Origin of the sequence: Niallia sp. MER 6 (genome assembly GCF_023714395.1) — a bacterium.
GTDB lineage: Bacteria > Bacillota > Bacilli > Bacillales > Cytobacillaceae > Niallia.
This window is the reverse complement of sequence record NZ_JAMAUK010000043.1, coordinates 1-26,765: the sequence shown is the minus strand read 5'-3', so window position 1 is coordinate 26,765 and position 26,765 is coordinate 1. Positions and strand designations below refer to the sequence as shown.

The following is a 26,765-nucleotide window of genomic DNA, read 5'->3' as shown; positions in this document are numbered from 1 at the left end:
ATTTATTACAATTACTATAGATATCAGTGGAACTTAAAAAAGATGACCCCTGTTCAATACAGAGATCATCTTCTTAAAACTGCCTAGGCTTTTTTTAAATGTCCTTTACAAAGGGTACACTTTAGTTAAATTGTGCTCTTTTCTAGTAAATATATATGAAATTCCCACTATATTTAGCCATAAAAAGACACCCCAAAAGTTAGATTTTAACTCTAACTTTTGGAGTGCAGCACTATGGCTTTGACGTTTAATTTATGATATTTTCATTAACATAAAGCTTGCTCAACTGCTAATGGCTTTTTTAATTGTCTCTTAAAAAATTGTTCTTTCCGGTTCGTTTTATCCGATACATCGCATTGTCTGCTTTTTTAATCAATGCCGCAAAATCTGAACCATCATTCGGATACATACTAATACCAATGCTTCCAGTCACATTTAATGAATATCCGTCTAGTTGAAAAGGTTCTGTTAATGCTTCTAAGATCCGCCCTGCTTTTACTTTCGCTTCCTCTTCGGTGCGGATATTTTCCAGCATGATGATAAACTCATCTCCGCCATATCGGCAAACAAAGTCCGTTTCCTCCACACAGTTTTTTAGGAGAGCTGCCATCATTATAAGTAATTGATCTCCTATTTCATGACCGAGATTATCATTAATTTCCTTAAAATTATCTAAATCCATAAACAACACCGCAAATCTTGCATGATCTGCTGGGTTTTCAATTAATTGTGATAATTTATAGTGGAGTAATCTCCTATTTGGCAAATTAGTTAAGGAATCATAATGAGCTTGGTGATATACTACTTTTTCAAGTTCCTTTCTTTCCGTAATATCGTGGGCAATGGTAGATAAGAACTCAACCTCACCGTGTTCAGATTTATGTGCCACAATTATTTGAGAAACAGGTATTGCTTCTCCATCCTCTTGAAGGATTGTTGTTTCTCCTTTCCAATGGCCCTTTTCTATCGCAGTAGGTATCCCCTCTAGCTTAATAACATCCGTCAACCAGCTTTGATTTGCTTCCCCACTTCCGCGATTGTCTCCAAGCATTCTTCGGGCAGCAGGATTATAATACAGACTATTGCCATTCTTGTCTAAGGTTGCAATAAAGTCCGGAGAAGCCTCAATAATATCTAATAGCTGCTGCTGCCTGCGCTCAGCCTGTTTTCTTAACGTAATATCTCTGTCTATTCCTCTATAACCGATACATTTTCCTTCTAAATTTATTATGGGAGAACCACTAGTTTCTAATATTACTTCATGTCCATCACGATGAAGATTAATGTTTTCTAAGCTTTTAATAGGCAAAGTATTGGCTAGATGGTATTCAAAAACTGGTGCAATACGCTTCGCTTCCATTGGCTCCATTAAATCAAAGGGCGTTTTGCCGATTACCTCTGAAGGCGAATATCCTAATATATCCTTAATCTGCGGACTAGCATACGTATAAATACCATTTTCATTTACTTCCCATATCCAATCACTTACATGCTCTACTAACACACGAAATCTTTCTTCGTCTGTCACATAGTCATCTTTCTTTCCCAACCGATCTTCCATTGTTCACCATCCAAAATTATTTGAATTAATGGAATTATTATACCAAAATGAGGAATCTTGGTCTTCTGTAAATTTATCCCTGTATTTGGTTCTTGTTTCTCGCCTAGATTGAACTAATATGATAAAATCCCATTAATTGTATATTAAGATATTAGTTGAAGGAAGAACTATGCGCAGATATCAATATCTCCCCCTGCATTACACACATATGGCGGTAAAAATATTGATTACAGAGCTACGAACAGACAGATTACTATTAAAAAAATGAGTGTCTCAGACTCACCTAGTTTATTTAAAAAGTGGAACCTGCAAATACTAATTCAATTAGACTTTTAGAAAAGTTGAATTTTCAATTTGAAGGTACATTAAGAAAATCCGAAAAATCAAAAGAGACATTTATTGATTAAAAATCTGTATTCTAGATTAGCAACAGATTAACGTAAACGTTGAAAAGCCTATACTCAGAGGAGTATAGGCTTCTTCATTTATTGTTGCTTGCTTTTTTTCTAACTTCTATTTAACGTCTATTTCTTATGCTTATTAATACGGAATGTTATTTAATTGCTTTGCTGACCCTCAACTTTTTACCTTTAATAGTTGCATTCTCCATTGCTTGTAGGACCAGTGCCCCCTTACCGTTAAGAATGTCAACATATGACATACTATCATGGATAGTGATAATTCCAATATCATCTGCTGTTACACCTGGAATTTTGGCGATTGTACCAACAAAATCTACTGGACGAATCTTTTTCTTTTTACCTCCGTTGAAATGAAGTTTAGTGATGCCTTGATTTATTCTGGCTGTTTTATTATTTCTAACGACACGGCGTCCGCTGATTTTTTCTTCAAAGGCAGCCTGGCCTTTAGCCACTTCCTGTGTTGTTGGAGCTTCCATTTCAAGCAACTCAAAGCCAATATATCTTTCAATTGCTTTTAAGTATTTGCTCCCGTAAGATGATGTGAATGTAATTGCTTTGCCTTTATTGCCGGCACGACCAGTTCTTCCTGTTCGGTGAACATAGCTCTCTTTTTCCATTGGAACGTCATAATTAATGACTAGCGTTACATTATCCACATCAATTCCTCTTGCAGCAACGTCAGTAGCTACAAGATAACGAAAATTCCCCATCTTAAAACCATCCATTACAGCAAAACGATCTTCTTGCTCTAATCCTCCATGGATTTTTTCACACGAATAATTGGATTCTTCTAACTCAGCAAACACAGTATCTACATGTTCTTTCGTATTGCAGAAAATAATACAGCTATCTGGATTTTCTATAACGGTTACTGCTTTTAGCATGGAAAGCTTATCAGCTTCCTTGACTTCCATTACATGGTGTTCAATCGTACTTGTTGTAACCCCTTGAGAAGCAATCTCAATATTAACAGGGTTTTTCATATATTTATGACAAAGACTTTCCACATCTTTAGGCAATGTGGCCGAGAATACCATTGTAACTCTATCTAAAGGTAGCTTGTTTATAATCGTTTCTACATCGTCAATAAAACCCATGTTTAGCATTTCATCTGTTTCATCAATAATCAGATATTTCACCTGATCCAGTACTAGCGTTCCTCTTTCAATATGATCCATGACACGTCCAGGTGTCCCAACCACTACATGCGTTTTTTGCTTTAGTTCCTCTTTTTGCTTAGAAAAAGGTTCTTTTCCGTAAACGGCCGTTGCTTTAATTCGTTTAAATCTGCCTATATTCGTGATATCCTCACGCACTTGAGCAGCAAGCTCCCGAGTCGGTGTAAGAATTAACGCCTGAGGCAGTTTTTCCTCCCATTTAACCATTTCACAAATTGGTATACCAAAGGATGCTGTCTTGCCACTACCTGTTTGCGATTTTACGACAAGATCAAGATTCTCCAACGCTAACGGGATGACTTTCGTCTGAACTTCTGTAGGAGTCTCGTATTTTAAAACAGATAATGCCCTTGTTATTTCATCACTTAAATTAAAGTGGTCAAAACCTTTTTCACTCATAAAAATAACCTCATTTTTTGTATTATTTGATTTATGTATAGGATTCTCTCCGAAGAGATAGTATATGCGAAACATGCATATCCTTTTATTATACTTGAAATAACATCATAATGGGCAACCCTTCATTTTTAATGTCTATTTGTTTCTAAATAAGGTGTTTTTTAAAAACAATTGCACAAAAAAACTCCACCTAACGCAAACAGATTTTACCGCTAGGGGAGCATATCATTTCGTTTTATTATATGACATTCACTAATTTATTAATGGAACGAATTGCCGATTCTATATCGTCACAAATTTCTATAACGGAGGTATTTAAACTTTTTAGTTCATAACAACCATCTATATAACTTATCACAAGTATTGGCGCGCCATCATTGCCATTGAAAATCATGTTAATCTCAGATGTATGATACTGCCTTAATGTATTCAGCATCTCTTTTGTATGGTCTAAAGACATTTAGTGTCCCCCTTTCCCATTATAAAGGGAAGGTGACTAATAAAAGTCTGGTAGGACCCCAAATAATATAATTTTTATTATCTTTACCATAACATGGGATAACCAGTTAAGTAAAGCAGGTTATTTACCTGCTAACCAAATCTATCCTAGAGACTATCCATAAATATCACTCATAAAAAAAGGACATTAATCCTGCTTGGAAAAATGTCCTTTTTATTTCAATTACCGCAAAATTTAACTAGTGTCCAACATAAAGATAATCCACTAAATTGTAATATTTTGAAATAAAGATATTGATTAGTTTCGTTTCGCTTTTAAGGTACACTGACTATTTAACTAATTCTTTCATATATGCAAACACATCGTTGCTTTGTTTATCTAATTTTTGCATTTCCTCTAAGAAATCTACCATTACAGTGGACTGCTCTTCAGATGAGGCACTTACTTCCTCGATGCTTACTTTTAAATTCTCTATACTACTTTTGATCTCTGATAAAGATCCGCCAATTGTTCCAACTGCTTGTTTTGTGTGTTCAGAAAGTTTTCTTATTTCTGTTGCAACTACTCCAAAGCCTTTGCCTGCCTCTCCAGATCTAGCTGCTTCAATTGCCGCGTTTAGTCCTAACAGGTTTGTTTGTGTAGAAATTCCTTCAATGATAGTCACTAATTTTCCGATTTGCTGTGTATTATCATTGGCTTTAACTGCTTGTGATGTAATTTCATTACTTGTAGCTGATAATTCTTCTGATTGAGCAGCAACTATTTGGACTTTTTCATGAAGTCTGCTAATGATAGCATTTAACTCACTTAACTCTCGATCCAGCTTTTCCTCAATTTCTAATGTCTTAGATATAGAGAACAACCCGATAACTTCCCCTGTTTCCGGATCCTTTATTGGTGTTACAGTGGAGAAAAATGGAATACCATATGCTTCTTTTGGGACGTATTGTTCTACTTTCCCTTCCTTTAATGCACGCATTAAAAGCTCATTTCCTGGAACAAAAGCAGGGTCCCCGACTTTTATATTTAATGGAAGACTAGTTGAAGGTGAAAAATAGATGATATTTTGTAAATCAGTGATCATAATCGCAGTAGTATGACCAATTGTTTCTTTCATTATTGGTCCTAAATAAACCAAAGATTGTAGTGTGTTATGCATTGTATGCCCCTTTCTAGTAATAACTACTAACTATATCGGACATAATAAAGTTCTTTTAAGTAGTTTTGGCGAAGAAGGTAAAGACAGCTGCTTTCAAGCAGGTAAAATAATTCCACTTCATCTAAGTGGTTTAGTAGCCTTACTATGAACCAAAAAATGAGCTACTAAATAGATAATGATAAAAATAGGAAAGGAAAGAACCGGACTCCACCCTGGATATTTTGTATAACCTAATTTTATAAATAAAGGTTCTGCTAAGAATGCTGTCATGCCAGCAAAAATAGAAGCTTTAATGAGTGCATGGACTTTAGGCTTAATTTGGAGAAAAAACATGACTGTAATCGGCATTAATCCAAAATCCCATGGTATAAAATCAGGCATTAAAGGGACTAACTTATTATAGTATCTCCACAAACCCATTGTTACCCCCACATAGTCTAACCATGTAGAAATGAACATAGCCCAAAGTCCTCCTAACAGTAACCTAGTGCTGCTTTCCTTTTTTCTAAAGACAAACCATACTATCCATGGAATGATTGTCATCAATAATGAAGTCCACCAACCGAAGGAAAATAAAATATGATCTATCCAAATTTCTCTTAAATCATCATGGGCATGCTCTAATACTATATATTTTGCGTCAATTAATTTTTTTATTTTATCTGGAGGATTAAAAACCATACAGAGAACGTCCTTTCTTCAATTCTAGGGTCTTTTTATTTTCACCTCCTAAAAATTGTTTATTCTATTTTTTTAGACAACCACTCCTTATCATTCCAATGGATTTGGCCATTTAGTGAAATTATGTATTGTACTCCTTTTATTTTTGCAGTGGGATAAAATAAGAACCTAGCTTAATCTACTTCAAGGACAAATTTAAAGGGCGATGAAGTCAGTACTGACTTATCGCCCTTTAAACAAATTATTTGTTCATTAGATACTACTATTTACCTGCAAAAAAACTTCAAATTTTTATGGATATACTTCCTACTATGTAAAAATAAAATTATTTGCGGAAATATGTGAAGAATTATGAACGCTTATAAAGAGCCCATAAATCCTTCTGTTTCTGGTATACATTTTCATTATCTAATTTTAGACGCTTCAACCTTCTTTTTAACATTAAATTAGTTGGATCTTTCTGGAGTCTTTTTATTATTTTTAACGATCTTGCCCTATTATTACATAGCTCTTTATTTAATTTTTCGATATCAAGGAGTATATAGCTTTTATTCATAGTAACTCCCTTTTTTTTTACAGATTTACTTAACCTTCTACCCTCTTTTATCAAATTGAAACAAAGATACCTATTTATTCCCTGAAAAAATCACCCAAAACTTTCCAGCATTGTTTAAAGCACTTAAATATACATACTAATTCGAACTGTGCTATTCTGAAACTACTTTAAAATGATATTATTTCTTACAGTTACGCATCTCTTTCTGTATTAATCAAATATTGTTTTTTTGAATAATATTGAGGATGATGTCATATAGAATTCGGTCAAAAAGTAATCTATCAGGGTAAAATCCATTTTGTTTTTTTTGACTATGAAAACGGTTTGTTAGAAATTCAAGATCCAAAAACGAAAGCTGTAATTTTGACAAAATACGATGACATAATTAATCGAATAAAATAATACCGTCGCTGGCGGTATTTTTTTTATGGCTTTAATTCCAACCAACACGAACCGTTCATTCTTCAGCCCCTTATTGACACTTGCATTAGAAAGCATATGTCCTTCAATGTTTTTCTATTTGTTATTTCATATTCTAAAAAATGTTGCACAAACTATAATCATTAGTTACGGCCTTGAAAGGAGAGAAATTCCATAAAAAAGATTAGGAGTGGCGTAATGATTATTCTTATTTTTTATTTGCTTTATATTATCGTATTCGGCATTGTCATCTTTAAAGAAAAACCTCCGCAAGTAAATAACTCCTATAAGGAACAAAATAAAGTGGAAAGATTTTATGGAACGGAGACGTCACAGGATCGTGTGATTTTGTTGGAAGAAAAGACGTTTTCAGGCTACGCTCGTGTTAACTTAATGGAAAATGCAAAAGAAACAATAGATGTCGCCTATTATGCGATTCATAAGGGATATATTACCGATTTAATATTAGGAATGATTTTAGATGCTGCAGATAGGGGTGTCAAGGTAAGGATTCTTTTAGATGGGATTTCCCATGGTCTTAGATTCAGTCTAAAAGATGATTTATTTGCCTTAGTTAATCACCCTAATATTGAAGTTAAATTTTATGAACCATTCAAGCCTTTTCTCCCTTGGACATGGAATAATCGCTTACATGATAAACTACTTATTATCGATAATAAATATGCCGTTATTGGCGGCAGAAATATAGGCAATCGTTATTTCGTTCAGGAAGGTGAAAAGGCCCCAACAAATGACCGCGATGTTTTGATTATTAATACAAATACGGAGACAAAAGAGGGCAGTGTTCTGAACTCAATGGAAGGATATTTTAATGAGGTCTGGGACCATCCTATCACAAAATATCCTTATCATAAGCTTTCTTCCCGTCAACAAAAAAAAGCTAAAGAAGCCGATCAGCAGCTAAAGAAAAAACTAGACGATTTGCGTAATACAGATAAAAAATTATTCAATAACTATTATGATTGGTTAGAAATGTCGGTAGCTACTAAAAAAGTAACTTTTATCCATAACCCTATCCAAAGATTTAATAAAGAACCTTGGGTTTGGTATGACTTAACGAATCTCATGAAAAATTCTAAAAAGTCCTTAGTTATTCAAAGCCCGTATGTTATTCCGACAAAGCCTATGCTTCCTTATATGGAAAAGATAGATATTCCCGCAGAAAAGACTACCATATTAACGAATTCATTAGCTTCGACAGCCAATGTAGTAGCCTATTCAGGGCATATTAAGCATATTAACGGAATGGTAAAAAGAGGCGTAAATATATATGAATATCAGGGGCCTGACTCTATCCATGCTAAAACATTTATATTTGACGATCAATTAAGTGCCATTGGTGCATTCAATATGGACTCAAGGTCGGCCTTCTTAAATACTGAATCGATGGTAGTTATTGATAGCGTTGAGTTCACCAGCAATCTGGAGAAGGAAATGAATCAGTATGTTAAAAAGAGCTTAAAGGTTGCGCAGGACGAATCTTATATAAAAGATCCCGATTTAAAACCAGGTAAAGTTAATTGGTTTAAATCTTTCAGTGTAAAAGGGCTATCCTATGTGACCGGTTTATTCCAGCATTTATTATAAGCTTGAGCTGGTTACTGCTCTTACTGATTTGACCATTTAAAGACAACTATAAATAAAATTACATCTAAATTTGAAAAATGAAGTTTGTGACTAAATAGAATATGGCTTTAAAATAAGTTCGTTTCATTGCGCTCTCGTCCACTCGCTTTCCAGCGGGCAAAGCTTGAGCCTCCTCGTCTCTTCGCCTGCGGGGTCTAAAGCATCCTCTATTTCCCGCAGGAGTCGAGTGTCCTCCGCTCCATTTTTCTAAGTTTTTTAATTATTGTATTAAAACTAAAAGCACGAAAACCGAACTATTAATCAATAGATGATTAATAGTTCGGTTTTTATACAGATTTACATACCTATGTCCCAGCCTAGGTGACCAAAATTAACTTGCTGTGATGTCTGTGCCCTACTTTTAATCCAACAAAAAACAAGCCGCAAATAAGCAGCTCTATTTTAAGTTCCGCAATTTATTGTGTAAACTAAAGCGATTATTGTTTAGTAAGTACATAAAAAAATCAGTAATCCATTTAGGTATTAGTGCTACAGCCACATATCCCCAAAACAGCATTAAGAAGTTCTCTCTGCCACCGAAGCGGAACAAACCTAGCCCCACCATTAATGGTTTTAGAAAAAAGGCAAAAACTAAGCACAGCATTAACATCCAAATATAATAATTCTTCTTATTATTAAGGATATATTGATATAGAAGTATATACGTTACAGGTACAAAGGAGGAATCAAGGGCAATACTTGCTGGCAACCCAGGAAGTAACTTATAAGGATATATCCATAATCCTTTTATCACTCCAAAAGAATCAATAATTGCAAAAAATAAATGAATACCGTATCCGTAAAAGCCAAGTTGAAAAACCTTTTTTCGGTCTATAAAAAGAATTAATACGAGAAGTGGCAGTAAAAACATCATTAATACCACCCAAAATTGCCATGTATCCATATTAGAGTACTGTTGCCAATAGCTTAACCATCGGTCACTTTGGGCAATTTCTGCTTTTCTAATTTCTTCCAACAACAGTCTTTGTTCTTCCTTCACACTATTCCCTCCCTTTTTTATTATTGATAATAAAGGGAGGATTATTCATTGTCTTATACACCTATCTCATGCAAGTTTATTTTTTCTCTTTAAGAGCCCAGATTACTATTGGAATTATAACTAGGGATAAAATTCCTCCTGCAAATGATAATGTTGCATAATTGGAACCAGCTACAATCATTCCAGACATTGCTCCGCCAGCAGCTCCTGACAAGGCAATCAAAACATCAACTGCACCTTGCGTTTTTGCTCTTGTGGAAGTTTTAGTCGAGTCAATAATCAAAGCTGTCCCGCTTATTAATCCAAAATTCCATCCTAACCCAAGTAAGCAAAGAGCAATAACTAATAAAACCCTAGAATCTCCTGGTGCAAATGCTGAAATTAAACCTGCCAAAAGCAGCGTAATACCAGAAGCCATCGCCATTACAGGTCGGCCTAATTTATCAACAAGGACACCTGTAATCAGGGAGGGCAGATACATGGCCCCAATATGAAAACCGATAACTAAACCTACAGAACCAAGCCCATGACCATTATGCTTCATATGAACTGGTGTCATCGTCATAATCGCAATCATAACAATTTGCGTAAGTACCATAATTGTTGCACCAACAATAATTCCTCGTTTATTCTCTGTATTTTCTGCTGCTAGTTGGACATTATCTTTAGATATTTGGTTAGTAGCATCTATTGTTCTTGCTGTTAGCAATGGATCAGGACGGAGCATTATAAACAGAACTAGTCCTGCTAAAATATATGCGACGGCTGCTAAAATGAAAGGACCAGCAAGTGACGGAATACCATTAGATAAGGCGAAATCTCCCATCACGTTTACTAAATTGGGCCCCGCAACTGCACCAAATGTTGTAAATACCATGGTAATACTAACCGCTTTTGCGCGCTGTTTACTATTTGCTAAATCGGTTCCTGCATATCTGGCTTGCAAATTCGTTGCTGTTCCTGCACCATATATAAGCAGAGAGAGGAATAATAAAATAATGCTATTTAATATAGCTGAAATAATAATCCCGATTGCTCCAAGCCCGCCAATAATAAAGCCCGCTGTAAGACCGGTTCGGCGCCCAAAACGTTGAGATAGTCTCCCGACAAATAATGCTGCTCCTGCGGATCCTAACGTAAATAAAGCCGTTGGCAATCCAGCAAAGGCGTCTGTACCAAGCATTTGCTGAGCAAGAAGTGCTCCTACCGTAACACCTGCAGCCAGTCCTGCACCGCCAAAAATTTGCGAAATACTTACAATAATTAAAGTGCGTTTGTATAATGACTTTAAGTTTTCTGATGAAGTTATGTAACTTTGCAGCTTGTCTGATTGAACATCCGTCACATGAACTAACCTGCCTTTCAAATGAATTCATACCTTGATTTTAAGTCATCATAACACGCCCTAAAAAAGCCATACAATAACATAATTGTATGGCGAACAATATTTATATAGGAGTTTCTAACAACCGCTTCAAAATAACCAAGCCTAATTTTAGCTCTTCCATTGATTCAGGGGCACAGACTGAAATTCTTACTGCTCTGTCAGGGCAACTATTGCCAACAACAAAGCGTTCAGCCGCATATACTTGTACTCCATTCTGTGCGGCTAATGCTTCGAATTCAGCTCCAGTTAGCTTCCCTGGTAACAGCAGCCAACGAAAGATGCCTGTTTCGTCACCAACACAAGTATAGTCAGACAAATATTCATCTGCGAGTTTGTTCCTGCGAATGTTTTGCTCGCGGTGGCTCTCAACCAAAGTTTCAAATTGATTAGATACTATCATTCTTGCCGTCAATTCTGCTAACAGCGGTGACACCGTTATATTTAAATTATAAAGCGCCTTAGATAATGGCTCTTTGAACTGCTTTGGCACTGCAACATAAGCCAATCGAAGTCCTGGAGCAAATGATTTAGATAGACTAGAAATGTAGATGACCTGATCTGGAGCAAAAGATGCTACAGCAGGCAGCGGGTTGTTGCTGAGCAGATGGTAAGATGCATCTTCTATTACAAACTGGTTGTACTTTTTGGCTATTGCTGCAATCTTTTCCCGGTTTTCAACAGACATAAAAGAAGCAGTCGGATTATGATAATCAGGAATGATATAAATCCCTTTAATATTTTCATTTTTACACGCATGTTCAAACGATTCTGGGCTTAGTTGATAGTACTCCGATCTAATTGGCACTATTTGCACACTAAGCATTGCTGCAACTGTTTTTAAGCCCGGATATGTATGGTGATCCACACCAATCCGGTCACCAGGCTTGCACAAACTTGCCAATGCAGCAGCTATCGCATTTTGACCGCCATTGGCAAATAAGATATGATCTACCGTTGTTTCAAACCCACCTCTTCTCATCAGCTTTACAGCAGCATCCTTCTGCCATAAGCTTTCGCCTGCTCTTCCATAACCGAACCATCTTTCATAGTCAGATTCTTGCAGCATCGTCTTAAGCTGGAGCATCAGCGGCTCGTAAGAAGCATCATCTGGCAAGGTTGCTCCCATTTCAATTAAATTCTTCGGCTTTGTATCTTCTAATAAATAGGCATTGGATAACGCATCATATGATACAAATGTGCCGCTTCCCACAGACGCACTTACCAGTCCTTTAAGCTCACATACTTTAAAAGCTTTGGAAATAGTACTTAAGTTTAAATCTAAATAATCGGCCAGTTCCCGCTGTGGAGGCAGTTTCGTTCCAGGAAGTAACACTCCGTCCAATACGTCCTGTTCTAATTGTCTTGCCAGTGTTTGGTAGATAGGCTTGTCTCTCTTATCGATTGATGGTTTCCAGCTCATCGGGTAGTTTTCAAAAGAATTTATAGGCATGGTACGCATCCTTTTTACACAATTATATGATTATAAGGTTTATAAAGACAACGGAATATCTTCATTCATATTGATATTCCGCTCTAAAGAACGTAACCCCTAAACTGCTGTATATCATAAAGAAGAATCACAACTTTTTTATTTATCCAACTTAACTCGTTGTAACCGCAATGCATTCAAAACCACACTCACAGAGCTAAACGCCATCGCAGCACCTGCAACCCAAGGTGCCAGTAATCCAACAGCAGCAATGGGAATTCCAATAGTGTTATACGCAAAAGCCCAGAATAAGTTTTGTTTAATATTACGCATCGTTTTTTTACTCATTACTATTGCATCCGCAATGCTGTTGAGGTCACCACGAATAAGGGTAATATCTGCTGCTTCCATGGCAACATCAGTACCTGTACCAATAGCCATCCCTATATCAGCAGTGGCTAATGCTGGCGCGTCATTAATTCCGTCTCCGACCATTGCAACCTTCTTGCCTTGTTTTTGTAGTTTTTTCACTTCCTCAGCTTTACCTTCTGGAAGTACTTCGGCAATAACAGCGTCAACACCGACCTCCTTACCAATTGCTTGTGCTGTACGCTCGTTGTCTCCTGTCATCATAATGACTGTAATGCCTATTTGCTTTAAGCGTTGAACAGCCTCTCTGGATGTATCTTTAATTGTATCGGCCACAGCAACTAAGCCTGCATATTGCCCATTAATTCCAACAAGCATCGCTGTTTTACCGTTCTTCTCTAGTTTCTCCATTACTGGTAGAACGGATTGTATATCAATCCCATATTGCTGCATGAGTTTCCGTGTGCCTATGACAACACCTTGACCAGATACAGTTGCTTGAACCCCAAAACCTGGTATAGCTTCGAATGATTGAACCTTACCAAGGGCTATGCCTTTATCCTTGATTCCTTGTACGATAGCTTCTGCTAATGGGTGCTCTGACTGCTTTTCAGCAGCACCAATCAGTCCTAAAATTTCATCTTCATCTTGTCCGTCTGCTATTAGAACATCTGTTAATACTGGTTTACCATGAGTAACTGTACCTGTTTTATCGAGTACAACGGTGTCAATGCCTTGTGTTTGTTCTAAATGCTCGCCACCCTTGAATAAGATACTAAGCTCTGCTGCTCGACCTGACCCTGCCATAATGGAAGTTGGTGTAGCTAAGCCAAGTGCACATGGACAAGCTATGACAAGTACGGCAATTAATACCTCTAGTGCAGGTGTAAACTCACCTGGGTGTACCCAAATAAACCAGACTAAGAAAGTGATGATTGCAATTCCGACTACGATTGGTACGAAAATACCTGAAATTTGATCAGCCAAACGTTGAATCGGCGCTTTTGAACCTTGTGCATTTTCAACGACTTTAATGATTTGGGCTAGTGCCGTGTTACGGCCAACTTTTGTTGCTGTCATTTTAATGAAACCATTTTTGTTAATGGTCGAACCGTACAACATATCCCCAGCTTTTTTATCCACTGGCAGACTTTCACCTGTTAACATAGATTCATCGACCGCAGTTGTCCCGTCTAATACCTCTCCATCAACGGGGATTTTTTCACCAGGTTTCACTAAGACAATGTCACCAATCACTACTTCTTCTAACGGTATCTCTTTTTCAGAGCCATCTCGTATAACAATTGCTGTTTTAGCTTGAAGTCCCATTAATTTTTTAATTGCTTCGGATGAACGGCCCTTTGCTTTTGCTTCAAATAATTTACCTAAAAGGATAAGTGTTATTAATACTGCACTTGTTTCAAAATATAAATGCGGTCCGTGGTGTGTTCCAGCAGTTACAATTGCTTGATATAAACTGTAAAAATACGCTGCTGATGTACCCATGACAACAAGCACATCCATATTTGCACTCCCATTACGAATCGCTTTATAAGCTCCAACATAGAACTGCTTGCCAATAATAAATTGAACCGGCGTTGCCAATATCAATTGAATCCACGGATTCATTAAAAGGTCTGGTACATATAGAAACGAGGTAAACGAAAAATGTGCGACCATTGTCCATAACAATGGCAACGATATTAAAGCTGAAATAATGAATTTACGCTGTTGATCTTTAATATGCTTTTCACGGTAATCAACCTGTTCTGTTTCGTCTTGCTGTTGGTGTGCACCGTAACCTAGCTTTTCTACTTTCGTAAGAATATCTCCAACTGATACTTCTGCAGGATTAAATTCAATCATTGCCTTTTCAAGTGCTAAATTGACGTTCGCATTTGCAACCCCTTGGATTTTATTAATTCCTTTTTCGATACGCGTTGCACATGCTGCACAAGTCATGCCGGTGATATTAAATTCTGCCTTTTGCTTAACAACACCGTAGCCAAGTGCTTCTATCTTCTTTTCAAAATCTGCTTCACTTAGTTTTGTCGCATCATATTTTATTATTGATTTTTCTAGAGCTAGGTTGACTGTTGCTTGTTCAACACCTTCTAATTTGTTTAACCCTTTTTCAATTCGGGTTGCGCACGCTGCACAAGTCATTCCAGTTATTCCAATATTCGTTTCTTTAGAAGCTGCACTTTTTGCTGCTGTACTCATGTTAAGATTCACCTCTCTTATACCTATACGGGGTATATTTTCGATAAAATGAGAGAGTGCTGTTGCAGCACTCTTATTCTACGTCATATCCTTGGTCTTCGATTGTTTCTTTAATTTTATCAAGAGATACTTGAGTTTCATTAAAAGATACTTCAACCAATGCTTTATCTAATTTTACACTTACTTGGTTAATACCTTCTAATTCCCCAACACTCTCTTCTACAGCCTTTACACAATGTCCGCATGACATTCCTTGTACATTTAAAGTTACAGATTGCATTTTAAGTCTCTCCTTTTATCATTTATAATTTATACTCATACCACGTAAGGGTATATTTAAACGAAAAAAATTTATTTTTTCATTAATTTTTGGATAGTTACGACTAACTCGTCTAAAACCTCTTCATCACCTTCTGAAAGCCGGTCTACAACACACCCTTTTAAATGACCTTCCAAGAGGATTTTGGCAACACTATTTAATGCTGATTGTGTCGCAGATATCTGGGTAATAACGTCATCACAGTATACATCCTTGTCTATCATCCCTTTAATTCCACGGATTTGGCCTTCTATACGATTTAATCTTGTTGTTAAATCCTTTTTTACCCGTTCAGGATGATGACTTTTACGAGAAGAGGTGCCATCAACTGTATGACAAGCTTCTCCTTTTACTGAGTTATCCATTACACTCCCCCCTTACTTGAGGCTATTTTAACATACCCTATAGAGGTATGTAAAGAACCATGTTTCGATTTATTTTCCATGGCCTATATATTATTTTTTTACTTTTGTACTTCTTAGTAATTGCCTTAACACGTCCAACTATTCGTAGTAGAGGACCATTTGTTTTGGCAATTTTATCTGATAATAAGTGACTTCTTATTAAGTAAGTCAAAAAAGATTAGTTATCGCTCAACTCAAGAATATAATTATCTACCTTAGACCTTCTCTCTTGCAAAACAGGTTCAGATAAACACTGTTATTTATTGCCAATGACCATATTACTAATATTTCTTATTGTAGTCTCTATTAACCCATTGATTATATCTTTTATCAAAAAATGCCGACAAAATGTCGACATCTCATCTCTTCTTATTATATATTATCATCACAATTTTTTTGATTGCCAAAGAAACTTATAATCATTGTCAAGCCTGCTGTTACACCTAATATATTAGTTGAAAAGATTTTTTGCAGTTCCATAATAACTGGAGAGCTAGATATCACATCAGGTAAATGACCAGCAGCTTCAAGTGTTACCAATACTGGAAAGCTTATGGAAAGTAATAGACACGGGACCGCAACACACCATAATAAAGATGAATTTATACTTATCGACCATCTTTTCACCAAAATTAAGGAAAGATAAAGTCCAAACATAAGTGAAATGAATAATTTTGTCCAAATCACAGGAATAAAATTAAATTGCTCATTTGCTTTTTGTTGAATTTGATTGTCAAAATGGAAGCATATACTTGCTAAAATAATTAAGCCTATTACCCAAAGCAGCTTCTTCACATATGGTGCCCAACTGGCTTTTCCCATGAATAATCCTCCAATATTCTTCAAAGATGAGCTGATTAATCTAGCTTTCAAGGATTCTCATTTAAGACTCCTTATTAATCTTGCACGATTGAACTTCTTTATATCTAATGCAGCTTTTAAAATGAAAATAAGCACTGCAAATCCACTAAAAAACGGATTCCAGTCTAAGTTAAATAAAACGCCAACTACAATAATGAGATAACAACCTAGTTTAGCGATTAACTTAGCAGCTTCGTTCTTCGTATGCATAAAACCAACATCACCAATCCTATTTGTTACTAATATATACGTTTTAAAGAAATAAAAGTTTCAGTACTTATTTTATCTCAAACATATACTTTCTGTATGGCTTGCGAATGGATAATATGATTCCTAAAAAAATCATATTGGAAAGCAAGGAGCTTCCTCCATATGATAGTAATGGGAGAGATATTCCTTTAACTGGCATCATGCCAACAGTCATTCCGATATTTTGAAAGATTTGCAGGCAATACATTGCCATTAAACCAAAACATACATAAAGTTCAAATGATGTCTCTGCTCTGTGGCCAATTATAGCCATTTGAGACATTAAGAGAAAAAACAATACAATGATTACAGAAGCTGCAATAAAGCCTCCTTCTTCCGCAATTGTAGCAAAGATGAAATCTGTATGCTTCTCTGGAATATACACTTTATTATTGCCTATTCCGCTCCCCTTAAGCTCTCCGCTTCCAACGGCTAGTATAGCCTTTTTCGTCTGATAGGCATTATCTGTATATTCTTCTGGTGCAAGCCAGCCTAAAATCCGCTCCTGCTGATGAGGTTTTAACATCGGTATTAATTGATTGAAGAGAATAGAAGAATGTTGGAAATATATATACATTAAAAAAGTAACAGCCGCAGCAGGGAGAATCACAGCTGCCACGAGAATTTTTTTATTTATCCCGGATATAAATAACACTGTTGCACTTCCTGCCAAATACAGCACAACCATTCCAGTATCAGGCTGCTGGTAAACAAACAAGGATGGGATTATGGTAACAATCAGGATTTTACCAATCAGCAGGAAGTCTGTCCAAACTGTACGATCCAAGTATACAAGATTATGTTTATAAGCTAACCGGGACACAGCTAGCAGCAAAGCGATTTTAAAAAACTCCGAAGGCTGTATTGACCCTAATAGCGGAAAACTGTACCACCGTTTTGCTCCTAAGATGGATGGAGCAATACTTGACGGCATAAGAGGCAATAACATAATTGCGGCAAGTCCTAGTAAATAAAAGGGCCAAGCAATTCTCTCAAACTGGTCTGCATCCAAATACGCAACTACCAGCAACAATACAAACCCTAGTAAATAACTGATTCCCTGCTTAAGCGCAAAATTTTGAACACCATACTGGCCTATCCCTTCGCTGCTGTGAATAAATAGGATGCTGAGGATACTAAATATTATAATGATACATAATATCGGCTTATCCAATCTCCTTAAAAATGTCTTACCCATCCTAATCTCCTAACCATTAGTTATATCTGTATGGCAAATTAGTAAAATATTAAAAGCAATATTCCTACGATAAAACAATAATATGTAAAATAGACTAACTTGCCTTTTTTCATAATGCCCATAAACCATTTCATCGCCAAATAACTCATTATAAGGGTTGCGATAAAGGCAGATAAATAAGGGACAGCTAAATCTGCTTTATTTGGTTCGCCTAAAAAGTCGGAAAATCCGAGAATAAGCCCGCCAACACTTACTGGAATATACAATAAAAAGGAGAATCGCAGGGCGGTTTCCTGTTTAATGCCAACAGCTATTGCAGAAATGATAGTAGCACCACTTCGACTAATTCCCGGGGCTAAGGCAACAGCCTGACCAAGACCAACAATAAATGCGTCCTTAACTGTAATATCAGATTCACCTTTTCTACCTTTCAAATTTCGAATAAACCATAAAGCAAGACCTGTTATAAACAGCATGACAGCAATTGTAGTCATGCTGACATTGTCAGCAATATACTCATTCAAGAACACTCCCAGTACACCGGCAGGAATTGTACCGATAACGATATAACATACAAAACGAAAATCACTCTTATACTTACTATCTTTCGTTCTTAAGTAATTAATCGAATGAACAGCTATTCTAATAATGTCCTTTCTATAGATAAATAGAATAGCAAGCAAAGAGGCCGTATTGGTGAGAATAGCAAACGTAAAGCCTTGATCTCCCAGCCCAAGAAGCTGACTGGCTATCATAACATGTCCGCTCGACGAAACAGGAATTGGCTCAGTAAAGCCCTGAACTAAACCGATAATAATCATTTTTATAATTAAGACAATATCCATTGTTAAATCTCCTTGAGAATTATAGTTATTTTCAACCCTTTTGAGTAAACACATAAAAAACAGTTACCATACGACAACTGTTTTTAGGAAGTGTTAAACTTGTCGTTGAAATTAGTTGAAAAAGGAGCTCAACGCTTCCTTGTTTGTATCTAAATCTGCCTTTAGAACAGCCCCTACATTTACTACATCATTCTCGTAAGAATCTTGAATGGGTATTCTTAAGCTTTCCAATCCGTCTGTGCTGTTTAAAAGCAGCCCTTTGCTTAAGGACAATATGGATTGGGTATCTAAATTTGTATCAATATAAGGAGTTGCAAGGCCAATAATTTTTGGCAGATTATATATAGTATGAGCACTAATTGCCTGCTCTTTCAGCTTAGACATTACTTCCTGTTGGCGCTCCACCCGCCCGAAATCACTTAATCTGTCATGACGAAAACGAACATAACCAAGTAAATCTTTCCCGTGCAAAATTTGACTGCCTGGTTTTAAAACCGTACCAATTCCATAAGACATTTCATAAGGAATATCAACCTGTATCCCGTCAGGTGCAATGATATCTACTAATTTAGAAAACCCTTTAAAATCAGCAATCGCATAGTAATTTACATCTATATCAAAGTTGTTTTTTATTGTTTGTCTAACCAGTTCAGGCCCGCCAAATGCAAATGCTGCGTTTATTTTCTGGAGACCATGTCCGGGAATATCAACATATGTATCTCTCATGATGGATGCAAGTTTTATGCTATTATTATTCGAATTATAGTGAGCTATCATTAATGTATCCGAACGGGAATGCTCCTCTCCTCTAGAGTCACTGCCAAGCAATAGGATATTCATTTCTCCTAACTGTGGTTCAGCAGGCAAAAAATCATAATCCTTCCCTTTGTTATTCACATCTTTGGTAGATTCGATTACCCCGCTTTTATACTGATAAATAATAAACATCGTGCAAATAACTATCAGCAAGATGACGATGGACAGTATATTCCTTATCCATTTTCGTTTCTTTTTTATTTCTCCTCTGCTTCTCAAAATCTTCACCTTCTAAATTTAGTTCTCTTCATGAACAACTGGTAAGTAAACTTTAGTTTTCGTTTCTTTGCATACCTGTATAAATTAGGATTAAACGGATAAGTTCTAACACCGCAACCGCTGCCGCTGCCACATATGTTAACGCTGCTGCATTTAACACCTTTTTGGTATCTCTTTCTTCTGCATTACTGATAATTCCTAAAGACACTACTTCATCCATTGCCCGTGTAGATGCATTAAACTCAACTGGCAATGTGACAAATTGAAACAATACCGCTGCTGCCATAGCAATGATGCCTAACAACACGAAATTACTTAAACCGGCAATCATGCCAATTAAGATGAGTATCCATGAAAAATTACTCCCAATATTAGCTACAGGTACTAATGCATGCCTAATTCTTAAAAAAGAATAATCCTGCTGATCTTGAATAGCATGACCAACCTCGTGAGCCGCAATTGCTGCTGCCGCTAAAGAATGACCGTGATAGTTATTCGTTGACAGACGGACAACTTTTGACCGCGGATCATAATGGTCAGAAAGCACCCCTCCTGTTTCTTCCACTGAAACATCATATAAACCGTTTGAATCAAGTATTTTTCTAGCTACTTCTCTACCAGAAAGGAAGGAAGAAGACTCGATTTTTGAATACTTTTTGTAAGCACCTTTGACTCTTAGCTGTGCCCAAACTGGTATAATCAAAATGATGATAAAATAAACTAAAAACATGTTTTAACCTCCTAATTAACTTACTTTAATAGAGTTAAAGCGAAATTATTACGTTTATTATTGTCTCTGTTAGTAAATTTAGTAACAGCTTAGTATATTCGTTGACATTTTGTCAACAAGATAGTATATTTCAATTGTTAAAAGTATGGAGGCTGAATGTAATGACGAGTAATGAAATCAATGAAAATAAACTCGGGCATCTGTTAAAAACCACCCTAGAAAATCAGAAAATCTCTATGAGTAAACTCAGTTTAGAAACAAATATTGATAAAGCGACTATTTCAAGAATTATCAGTGGAAAAAGAAAGGCCACCCCAAAGCACCTGCAGGCTATTTCCGAGTCTCTTCACATTCCCGTTTATGAGTTATTTACTGCTGCAGGATATACAGAGAAATCCATAGAAGCAGACAATCATTTTGAACTGCATGCCAAAATAGATGCTATCCAAAACATGATTAACTCATCAGGGATGTATAGTGACACCTTTAAAATTGAAGAAGTTGAACAGCAAATAAATGCTTATTCAAACGATGTACATTCCTCAGAAGAACAGAAGAATTTAATCACTCAATTCAAGAAAAAAGTGAAGAAATTAGGAAGTGAAGGGCCGTTTATTCAACAGCTGGAGGAATTATATTATAAATTTAGATATAAAAAGGGAAGCCCAGCTCAACTTCTGTTAATGGCAAGCGGACTTTTTTACTTTGTCAGCACATTAGATGTTATTCCAGATTACATACTGCCAATCGGTTATTTGGATGATGTTATCGCCATTAATATAATTCTCGATCGTATATCAAAATTATAGAGCTACCTTTCAGAACGATTAAAGCTATATATGCAGCTAATTTGTCCCAATCAATTAATTTTTCAAGCTTCTTTCTTCTACCATCTCCGAAATAGCATGTTGTTAGATTCCTCTTCCTTATCGAACTCCTCTCTCAGGTTTTCGATAAGGAATCTGATTAGCATAACAGTTATATGTTTTGATGATGCAAGTTTTCTTTCTCACTAATAGGATTCTCTCCAAAATTAATACTTTCAATATAGGAGTTTTATAATGAAGAAATATTTTTTTAACTACGTCCTGTTAGCAGGCGTGTTTCTTTGGATATCTTTTTTCGGTTGGATCAAGTTAATAAAACAAGGATTGGCTCATTATTTTGGATAAAATCAAAAATAAAAGTTTGTTATAGGGGGTATATTATTTTGTTCTTAAACGCTATAATATGTTTCATTCAGAACAAGCATAAATATGATTATTACACAGACAAGTGTATTCGCCGTGGAAAAAAACGGTCATAACAAGCTTTTTGTATAAAAACCAGCACGAATAAACAATAATGACAGAATTGAAGAGGGAATCCGAATGAAACAACTAACACTTAAATATATAACATGGAAATTGTTATTCAGACTAATAGTGCTTGCACTAGTCCTCAACTGGTATCGGGGAGAATACAACTCGTTCTTTAAAGAGATGACACTATTCCACCAAATTTTATTATATATCTCCTATCTTGCAGTCATACACCTTGCTTTAGAAATAATGAAATGGAAGATTTGGAGTAAATTGTTCTATGAAGAGAAGGTAATGAAAAACCACGAGCTTTCTTAATATTGCTTTTGTTTATCCAAGCAGCACACAGTAAAAAAGACAGTTTATTACTTTATATTTTTTACTGTGGGCTGCTTATTTTTTTAATAAATTGTGGGAAACAAGGGAGGAAGTTGATGTTAAAAAAAGGTGATGTTGTTATATTTCAATTCAAAGAGTATGAAGTCCTCTACATATACTCCAGTGGTTATGCTGAACTGAAAGAAAAAAAAGATATAATTAATTTTTTCAAAGTAAAGTTAGTACCGTTATCACAAATAAAAACAAAAATTACTTGAATCTTAAGTTAGAGTATCTCAATCTACTAGTTTTATTTTCCGCTCGTTTATATTCGCATTTATAACCATATTTAGGAACTAACCCTTCGACAATTGAAAACCTCAACTTCAATGAAATTAAATGAAGCACCATTCATAAACTGAATACCACCTTTAAATAACATCTCAATTTCGGAAAAACTGACAGAAGATAAGTTTCCCGAAGTAAAAAGAAAGCCATCGGTTTCAAATGATCTAAAGATAATCAAACTGTGCTATAAATGGTTGACGGAAAACTCGAAATCACCATCATGCCAAGCCAGAAAAAAGTACAGATATACGACGAAAAACGAATGAAAATGCACATCATTCGTTTTTTTTATGCCTTATTACAAGCTATCTTTCTACTTTCTGGCTTCCCCTCCTACCCATTACACTATAGATGAAAAAATACACCCACCATGTAGGATAAGCTAGGAAAATAGAGGAAAAGGGCGTATACAGTGCAGGTTAGTTATATAGTTACATCTCTACATTGCTTACAGGAGATTAAGAGATATTCTGCGCTTTGAGTTCCATTTAGATTAACGTTACACTTTACGAAACATTAAAAACAAATTAAAGGGGGATTTTATTAGTGCTAAAAAAACTTCTCGGAGTAACATCAGCATTAGCTCTATCAGTCGGTTTAACCGCATGTGGAAGTGAAGAAACAGGTAGCAATGGGTCTATCGCCGAAGAATTGGATTATACAATTGTTGGGATAGATCCAGGATCTGGTCTAATGAATGCTACACAAAATAAAGTAATGCCAGGTTACGGTCTTGATGAAAAATGGGAAGTTATAGAAGGCTCCGATACTGCAATGACAGCGGAATTAACAAAAGCAATTAAAAAGGAAGAGCCAATTATTGTGACAGGTTGGATTCCACACTGGATATTTAATGAATTTGATTTGAAAATGCTTGAAGATCCTAAAGGACTTTACGGAGACGAAGAATACATACATACTCTTGTACGGCATGGGTTTAAAGAGGATTTGCCTGAAGCCTATAAGTTCCTTGATCAATTCGAATGGGGACCTGAAGAAATGCAGGATGTAATGGTAAGAATCCAAAGTGGAAAAACCGAACAGGAAGCAGCTGAAGAATGGGTCGCTGATAATGCTGATTTAGTTGATACCTGGATTGAAGGTGTAGAGCCTGGTAATGGGGAAGAAATAAAAATGACATATGCAGCTTGGGCTGACGCCATCGCAAGCAATAATGTCGTTAAATACGTGTTGGAAAATAAATTAGACTATTCCGTCAACTTAATCCAAGTGGAGCCTGGTGCAATGTGGGCAGGTGTTGCAGACGGCAGTGTCGATGCTATGATAGGTGCAGCCTTACCAACAACACATGCTGCTTATTATGAAAAGTTTGAAGGTGACTTCGTTGACCTAGGTCCAAACTTCACGGGTTTAAAGAATGGACTCGTAGTTCCTGCTTATATGGATATAAATTCGATAGAAGACTTACAGGATCTTTAGGAATACCTGAAAAACATGAATCGACCAGTAATATGGTTGGTTCATGTTTTTCAGATATTGTTAAACTTTATCGATTTAATATTAGTAACTTGCTCCAATTCTCTGCCAAGCGGTCATTAACCTTTACATTATTTCTTCAGCCTGATGCAACCAACGCACAAAAAAAGGCAGCACCACTTTTTCAGTAATGCCCCTAGTATTTTTAACCAAAAAATAAATCAAGAATATTAGATCCTGCAGAAGTTTGCTTATTATAAAACTCTGAATAACCGCATTTTTTGCAATACACGACAATAAATGTGTTATGTTGAAGATCAAACATTTTTGATAAACCTGTTCCTGTCATCGCCACTTCTTTTTTCCCTGCATCCTTGCTGCCACATTTTAGACACCCTTTTTCCGTCAACTTTATTCCCTCCAACTATTTCATGTAATTATCCATTAATACGGGAGAGACTATGAAAAGGTTTCAGTTGCCAGCATCAAACATTATAAAAATAAAACCATCAGCTCTTCATCAAGATATGTATTGTCTATTTTTAGCGCTCTTCGGTCTATTCCATAGGTAGTAAACCCTAAAGAGTTATAGAGACTTTTAGCAGGCGTGTTATTTGCACTAACTGATAAGTAAATTTGTTCAATGTCTTCTAACTTTTCCGCTCTTTTTATAGCTTCTTGTATTAATTTTTTCGCTATTCCTTTGCCCCGTTTTTCAGTTGTGACATACATGGCAACTAAATTTGTTCGATGTTTTAATTTAACCTTTTGCTCTAATTGCAGTGTAACAACACCATTAAGTTCTCCTTCTTCAAATGCTCCAAAAGTATAGGCAGATGAATTCGTTAACCTGTTATCAAAATTCTCAAGTGTGAAGTCTTTTTCCTCTTCATAACTAGATGCAAATGCTGCTGGATTTGTTTGTAAAGCTTCCAACCTCAACTTTTTATATGCCTTCGCATCCCTTTTTTCAAGCACTCTAATATCCATATTTACCTCCCACTCATATCCACTAATAATTAGCTTCACTAAATAAATTATACTATTTAATTTCCTTTCGGAGAAGAGTAATTCCATATATTGTAATCGCGATTCTGAAGTTGCTTTAATCTATCTTGAATAGTTTGTTATAAAGATTCAGGCTTAACCGATTTCAAATCACAACCATATCTGATAAAGTAATCGGCTATAAATTGCTCTTCACCTTTGTTATAGCAGCCTTTAATAACGGTTTTGTTTTTAATAGGAATGGTCATAGAAGGATAATTTTCTTTGACTTCATTTCAGACGATAGAGTAAAAGTAATAGTCCCCTTGTCCGCTAACTTATTTAGTAAAGCATACGGAATAATTGAAGATCCATATGGTATACAAGTCCAATTAATGTTTGATGAGCGATTAGGCAGGAATTAAGTTTAAAATAAAGACGGTTTGCTTTCATAAGCAAACCGTCTTTTTATTCACTATATAAATTTTCTATATTAAGTAAATATTTTTTCCGCTGTATTCCACCGCCATAGCCTCCTATGTCTCCATTTGCGCTTATGACTCTATGACAAGGAATGATGATCGAAATCTGATTGGCCCCGTTTGCATTACCAACAGCTCTCACCAGATTTATATTTCCTAATCTGCTAGCAATATCTTGATAGGAGATTGTTTGACCTGGCGGGATGGTGGTAAGGATATCCCATACTTTCATTTGAAAAGGTGTTCCGCTTTTATAAAGAGGAACTGTAAATTGCCTCAACCTCCCTGAGAAATATAAATTTAACTGTTCAACTAAACTTTTATTAATGTCTGTATTTCCAGGTAAAATTCTAGCATTATGCTTTATACGCAGCTTCTCAATTTCTCTTTCTAGTCCTCTCCTATCCAAAAACTCTAACAAATATAGATATTTTGCGTCAGTCAAACTGATCATATTGCCAAGAGGTGTGGAGAATATGTTAGCATGGATAATCGAAATAGCTGTTTTCTTCGGAGGGTTGCCCATTATCCTTGTAAATGCGTCATTAAACCCGCTAGATGACTCATAGCCTAAGGAAACTTGTTGGTCAATTACCTTTTTGCCTGAGATAATCTTTTTAAAAGCCATTCCCATACGGCGGGAGCGGGCATATTGGACAAATGTCATTCCATATATTTCTTTGAACTTTCTTCTGGCAGTAGCCGAATGGATGCCTAACTCTAGAAAGTCTGCTTCTTTCCACCTCTTTTCAGGGTTTCTTTCAATTTCAGCAACTAATATTTCCACCTCTTCTGGGATGCTATGAGGATAATACAAAGGGTTACAACGTTTGCAAGGGCGATACCCGGCTAACAACGCCTCTTCTGCTCTTAGAAAAAATTCGCAGTTTTCATACTTTGGCTTTCTGGCAGTACAAGTTGCATGACAGAAGATTCCAGTTGTTTTAATACCAGCAAAAAAAATACCATCATAGTGTGGATTTTTGTCCACTAATGCTCGATAAAATTCTTCTTTCTTTTTTTCAGAAATAACCACTGCTTAAGTCACCTCAATTTAGCGTTCATTTATTTTCTTCTGTAAGTTCTATACACTTAGGTTCAAAGGAAATCTGTTAACTTAGATCCGTTATATTATTTATTATAGAGACCTGCAATAAGAAATACTTCCGAAAAATGAACAAGTAATTTTTTCAGCTTTCTTTTAATAGAAAACAGCTCCCCTTCAAGTGAAGGGTGAAGTGACCCCATAAAGTTAGACATGGTTATCTCGTTAGGCAGCTTCTGGGGCATGAGTTCGGTATTGAACCGGACTCATGCCTTTTAATTTTGCCTTAATTCGTATGTGATTATAGTAATAAAT

Annotated in this window: 25 protein-coding genes and 3 pseudogenes; 8 read left to right on the top strand and 20 right to left on the bottom strand. The window is 36.0% G+C overall.

Going from position 1 to position 26,765, the window contains the following annotated elements:
- Window positions 1-87 (top strand): IS3 family transposase (locus tag M3600_RS26280; RefSeq protein WP_164849711.1); only part of this gene is annotated, 87 nt, incomplete at its 5' end.
- A gap of 214 nt (window positions 88-301) precedes the next feature.
- Here the strand turns inward: M3600_RS26280 and M3600_RS26275 are convergent.
- Window positions 302-1,561, bottom strand: a complete 1,260-nt coding sequence (locus M3600_RS26275) for a sensor domain-containing protein (RefSeq protein ID WP_251648157.1) — start codon at window positions 1,559-1,561, stop codon at window positions 302-304.
- 296 nt (window positions 1,562-1,857) lie between these two features.
- On the opposite strand from M3600_RS26275, the pseudogene M3600_RS26270 reads away from it, so the two are divergent.
- Window positions 1,858-1,999, top strand: a pseudogene (locus M3600_RS26270) (GNAT family N-acetyltransferase); the annotation flags it as partial.
- Between the two features lie 115 nt (window positions 2,000-2,114).
- On the opposite strand, the gene M3600_RS26265 reads toward M3600_RS26270, so the two are convergent.
- The 4 genes and pseudogenes from M3600_RS26265 to M3600_RS26250 all read right to left on the bottom strand — a co-directional run bounded on the left by M3600_RS26265 (window position 2,115) and on the right by M3600_RS26250 (window position 5,860).
- Complete coding sequence (locus tag M3600_RS26265; RefSeq protein ID WP_251648155.1) at window positions 2,115-3,560, bottom strand: DEAD/DEAH box helicase; 1,446 nt, start codon at window positions 3,558-3,560, stop codon at window positions 2,115-2,117.
- A 238-nt stretch (window positions 3,561-3,798) separates the two neighbouring features.
- Window positions 3,799-4,020, bottom strand: coding sequence for a hypothetical protein (locus M3600_RS26260; RefSeq protein WP_233317045.1), 222 nt, complete (start codon window positions 4,018-4,020; stop codon window positions 3,799-3,801).
- A 328-nt stretch (window positions 4,021-4,348) separates the two neighbouring features.
- Window positions 4,349-4,666: pseudogene (locus M3600_RS29465) on the bottom strand (methyl-accepting chemotaxis protein); the annotation flags it as partial.
- Between the two features lie 630 nt (window positions 4,667-5,296).
- Entirely contained in the window at window positions 5,297-5,860 is a 564-nt protein-coding gene (locus M3600_RS26250) for a CBO0543 family protein (RefSeq protein WP_233317044.1), read from the bottom strand.
- Window positions 5,861-7,034: 1,174 nt separating this feature from the next.
- Here M3600_RS26250 and M3600_RS26245 point away from each other — a divergent pair.
- A complete protein-coding gene (locus M3600_RS26245; protein WP_251648153.1) occupies window positions 7,035-8,444 on the top strand; it encodes a phospholipase D-like domain-containing protein in 1,410 nt (469 codons plus the stop codon).
- A gap of 436 nt (window positions 8,445-8,880) precedes the next feature.
- Here the strand turns inward: M3600_RS26245 and M3600_RS26240 are convergent, their stop codons facing one another.
- The 11 genes from M3600_RS26240 to M3600_RS26190 all read right to left on the bottom strand — a co-directional run bounded on the left by M3600_RS26240 (window position 8,881) and on the right by M3600_RS26190 (window position 20,532).
- Window positions 8,881-9,483, bottom strand: a complete 603-nt coding sequence (locus M3600_RS26240; protein ID WP_233317041.1) for a CBO0543 family protein — start codon at window positions 9,481-9,483, stop codon at window positions 8,881-8,883.
- A gap of 76 nt (window positions 9,484-9,559) precedes the next feature.
- Window positions 9,560-10,855: an MFS transporter gene (locus M3600_RS26235; protein WP_251648159.1), complete on the bottom strand. Its 1,296-nt coding sequence runs from the start codon at window positions 10,853-10,855 to the stop codon at window positions 9,560-9,562.
- Window positions 10,856-10,931: 76 nt separating this feature from the next.
- Window positions 10,932-12,320: an aminotransferase-like domain-containing protein gene (locus M3600_RS26230; RefSeq protein WP_251648151.1), complete on the bottom strand. Its 1,389-nt coding sequence runs from the start codon at window positions 12,318-12,320 to the stop codon at window positions 10,932-10,934.
- Between the two features lie 138 nt (window positions 12,321-12,458).
- Window positions 12,459-14,891, bottom strand: coding sequence for a heavy metal translocating P-type ATPase (locus tag M3600_RS26225; protein WP_251648149.1), 2,433 nt, complete (start codon window positions 14,889-14,891; stop codon window positions 12,459-12,461).
- A 73-nt stretch (window positions 14,892-14,964) separates the two neighbouring features.
- Window positions 14,965-15,171: a copper chaperone CopZ gene (gene copZ, locus M3600_RS26220; protein WP_233317038.1), complete on the bottom strand. Its 207-nt coding sequence runs from the start codon at window positions 15,169-15,171 to the stop codon at window positions 14,965-14,967.
- Between the two features lie 71 nt (window positions 15,172-15,242).
- Window positions 15,243-15,575, bottom strand: coding sequence for a metal-sensitive transcriptional regulator (locus M3600_RS26215; RefSeq protein ID WP_233317037.1), 333 nt, complete (start codon window positions 15,573-15,575; stop codon window positions 15,243-15,245).
- Between the two features lie 411 nt (window positions 15,576-15,986).
- A complete protein-coding gene (locus M3600_RS26210) occupies window positions 15,987-16,436 on the bottom strand; it encodes a hypothetical protein (RefSeq protein WP_251648147.1) in 450 nt (149 codons plus the stop codon).
- A gap of 316 nt (window positions 16,437-16,752) precedes the next feature.
- Window positions 16,753-17,922 (bottom strand): FtsW/RodA/SpoVE family cell cycle protein, encoded by a 1,170-nt coding sequence (locus tag M3600_RS26205; RefSeq protein ID WP_251648145.1) that lies wholly within the window; start codon window positions 17,920-17,922, stop codon window positions 16,753-16,755.
- Window positions 17,923-17,960: 38 nt separating this feature from the next.
- Complete coding sequence (locus M3600_RS26200) at window positions 17,961-18,767, bottom strand: undecaprenyl-diphosphate phosphatase (protein WP_237943435.1); 807 nt, start codon at window positions 18,765-18,767, stop codon at window positions 17,961-17,963.
- Between the two features lie 111 nt (window positions 18,768-18,878).
- The gene (locus M3600_RS26195; protein WP_233317033.1) at window positions 18,879-19,802 is read right to left on the bottom strand and encodes an LCP family protein; all 924 of its coding nucleotides are present in this window, start codon (window positions 19,800-19,802) and stop codon (window positions 18,879-18,881) included.
- A 52-nt stretch (window positions 19,803-19,854) separates the two neighbouring features.
- A complete protein-coding gene (locus M3600_RS26190; RefSeq protein ID WP_233317032.1) occupies window positions 19,855-20,532 on the bottom strand; it encodes a zinc metallopeptidase in 678 nt (225 codons plus the stop codon).
- Window positions 20,533-20,693: 161 nt separating this feature from the next.
- On the opposite strand from M3600_RS26190, the gene M3600_RS26185 reads away from it, so the two are divergent.
- The 4 genes from M3600_RS26185 to M3600_RS26170 all read left to right on the top strand — a co-directional run bounded on the left by M3600_RS26185 (window position 20,694) and on the right by M3600_RS26170 (window position 23,939).
- Window positions 20,694-21,341: a DUF1232 domain-containing protein gene (locus M3600_RS26185; protein ID WP_251648143.1), complete on the top strand. Its 648-nt coding sequence runs from the start codon at window positions 20,694-20,696 to the stop codon at window positions 21,339-21,341.
- A gap of 561 nt (window positions 21,342-21,902) precedes the next feature.
- Complete coding sequence (locus M3600_RS26180) at window positions 21,903-22,151, top strand: hypothetical protein (RefSeq protein ID WP_233317030.1); 249 nt, start codon at window positions 21,903-21,905, stop codon at window positions 22,149-22,151.
- Window positions 22,152-22,267: 116 nt separating this feature from the next.
- Complete coding sequence (locus M3600_RS26175; protein ID WP_233317029.1) at window positions 22,268-22,429, top strand: hypothetical protein; 162 nt, start codon at window positions 22,268-22,270, stop codon at window positions 22,427-22,429.
- A 616-nt stretch (window positions 22,430-23,045) separates the two neighbouring features.
- Window positions 23,046-23,939: a glycine betaine ABC transporter substrate-binding protein gene (locus tag M3600_RS26170; RefSeq protein WP_233317028.1), complete on the top strand. Its 894-nt coding sequence runs from the start codon at window positions 23,046-23,048 to the stop codon at window positions 23,937-23,939.
- Between the two features lie 202 nt (window positions 23,940-24,141).
- Here the strand turns inward: M3600_RS26170 and M3600_RS26165 are convergent, their stop codons facing one another.
- The gene (locus tag M3600_RS26165) at window positions 24,142-24,345 is read right to left on the bottom strand and encodes a zinc ribbon domain-containing protein (protein WP_233317027.1); all 204 of its coding nucleotides are present in this window, start codon (window positions 24,343-24,345) and stop codon (window positions 24,142-24,144) included.
- Window positions 24,346-24,428: 83 nt separating this feature from the next.
- Window positions 24,429-24,926 carry a GNAT family N-acetyltransferase gene (locus M3600_RS26160; RefSeq protein WP_237943431.1) on the bottom strand — a complete coding sequence of 166 codons (498 nt, stop codon included), beginning with the start codon at window positions 24,924-24,926 and terminating at the stop codon, window positions 24,429-24,431.
- Window positions 24,927-25,216: 290 nt separating this feature from the next.
- On the opposite strand from M3600_RS26160, the pseudogene M3600_RS26155 reads away from it, so the two are divergent.
- Window positions 25,217-25,348 (top strand): annotated as a pseudogene (locus tag M3600_RS26155) (VOC family protein); the annotation flags it as partial.
- A gap of 43 nt (window positions 25,349-25,391) precedes the next feature.
- On the opposite strand, the gene M3600_RS26150 reads toward M3600_RS26155, so the two are convergent.
- Both M3600_RS26150 and M3600_RS26145 read right to left on the bottom strand, forming a co-directional pair.
- Entirely contained in the window at window positions 25,392-26,441 is a 1,050-nt protein-coding gene (locus M3600_RS26150; RefSeq protein WP_237943429.1) for a bifunctional transcriptional activator/DNA repair enzyme AdaA, read from the bottom strand.
- A 234-nt stretch (window positions 26,442-26,675) separates the two neighbouring features.
- On the bottom strand, window positions 26,676-26,765 hold a 90-nt coding region (locus M3600_RS26145; RefSeq protein ID WP_251647637.1), incomplete at its 5' end, for an IS3 family transposase.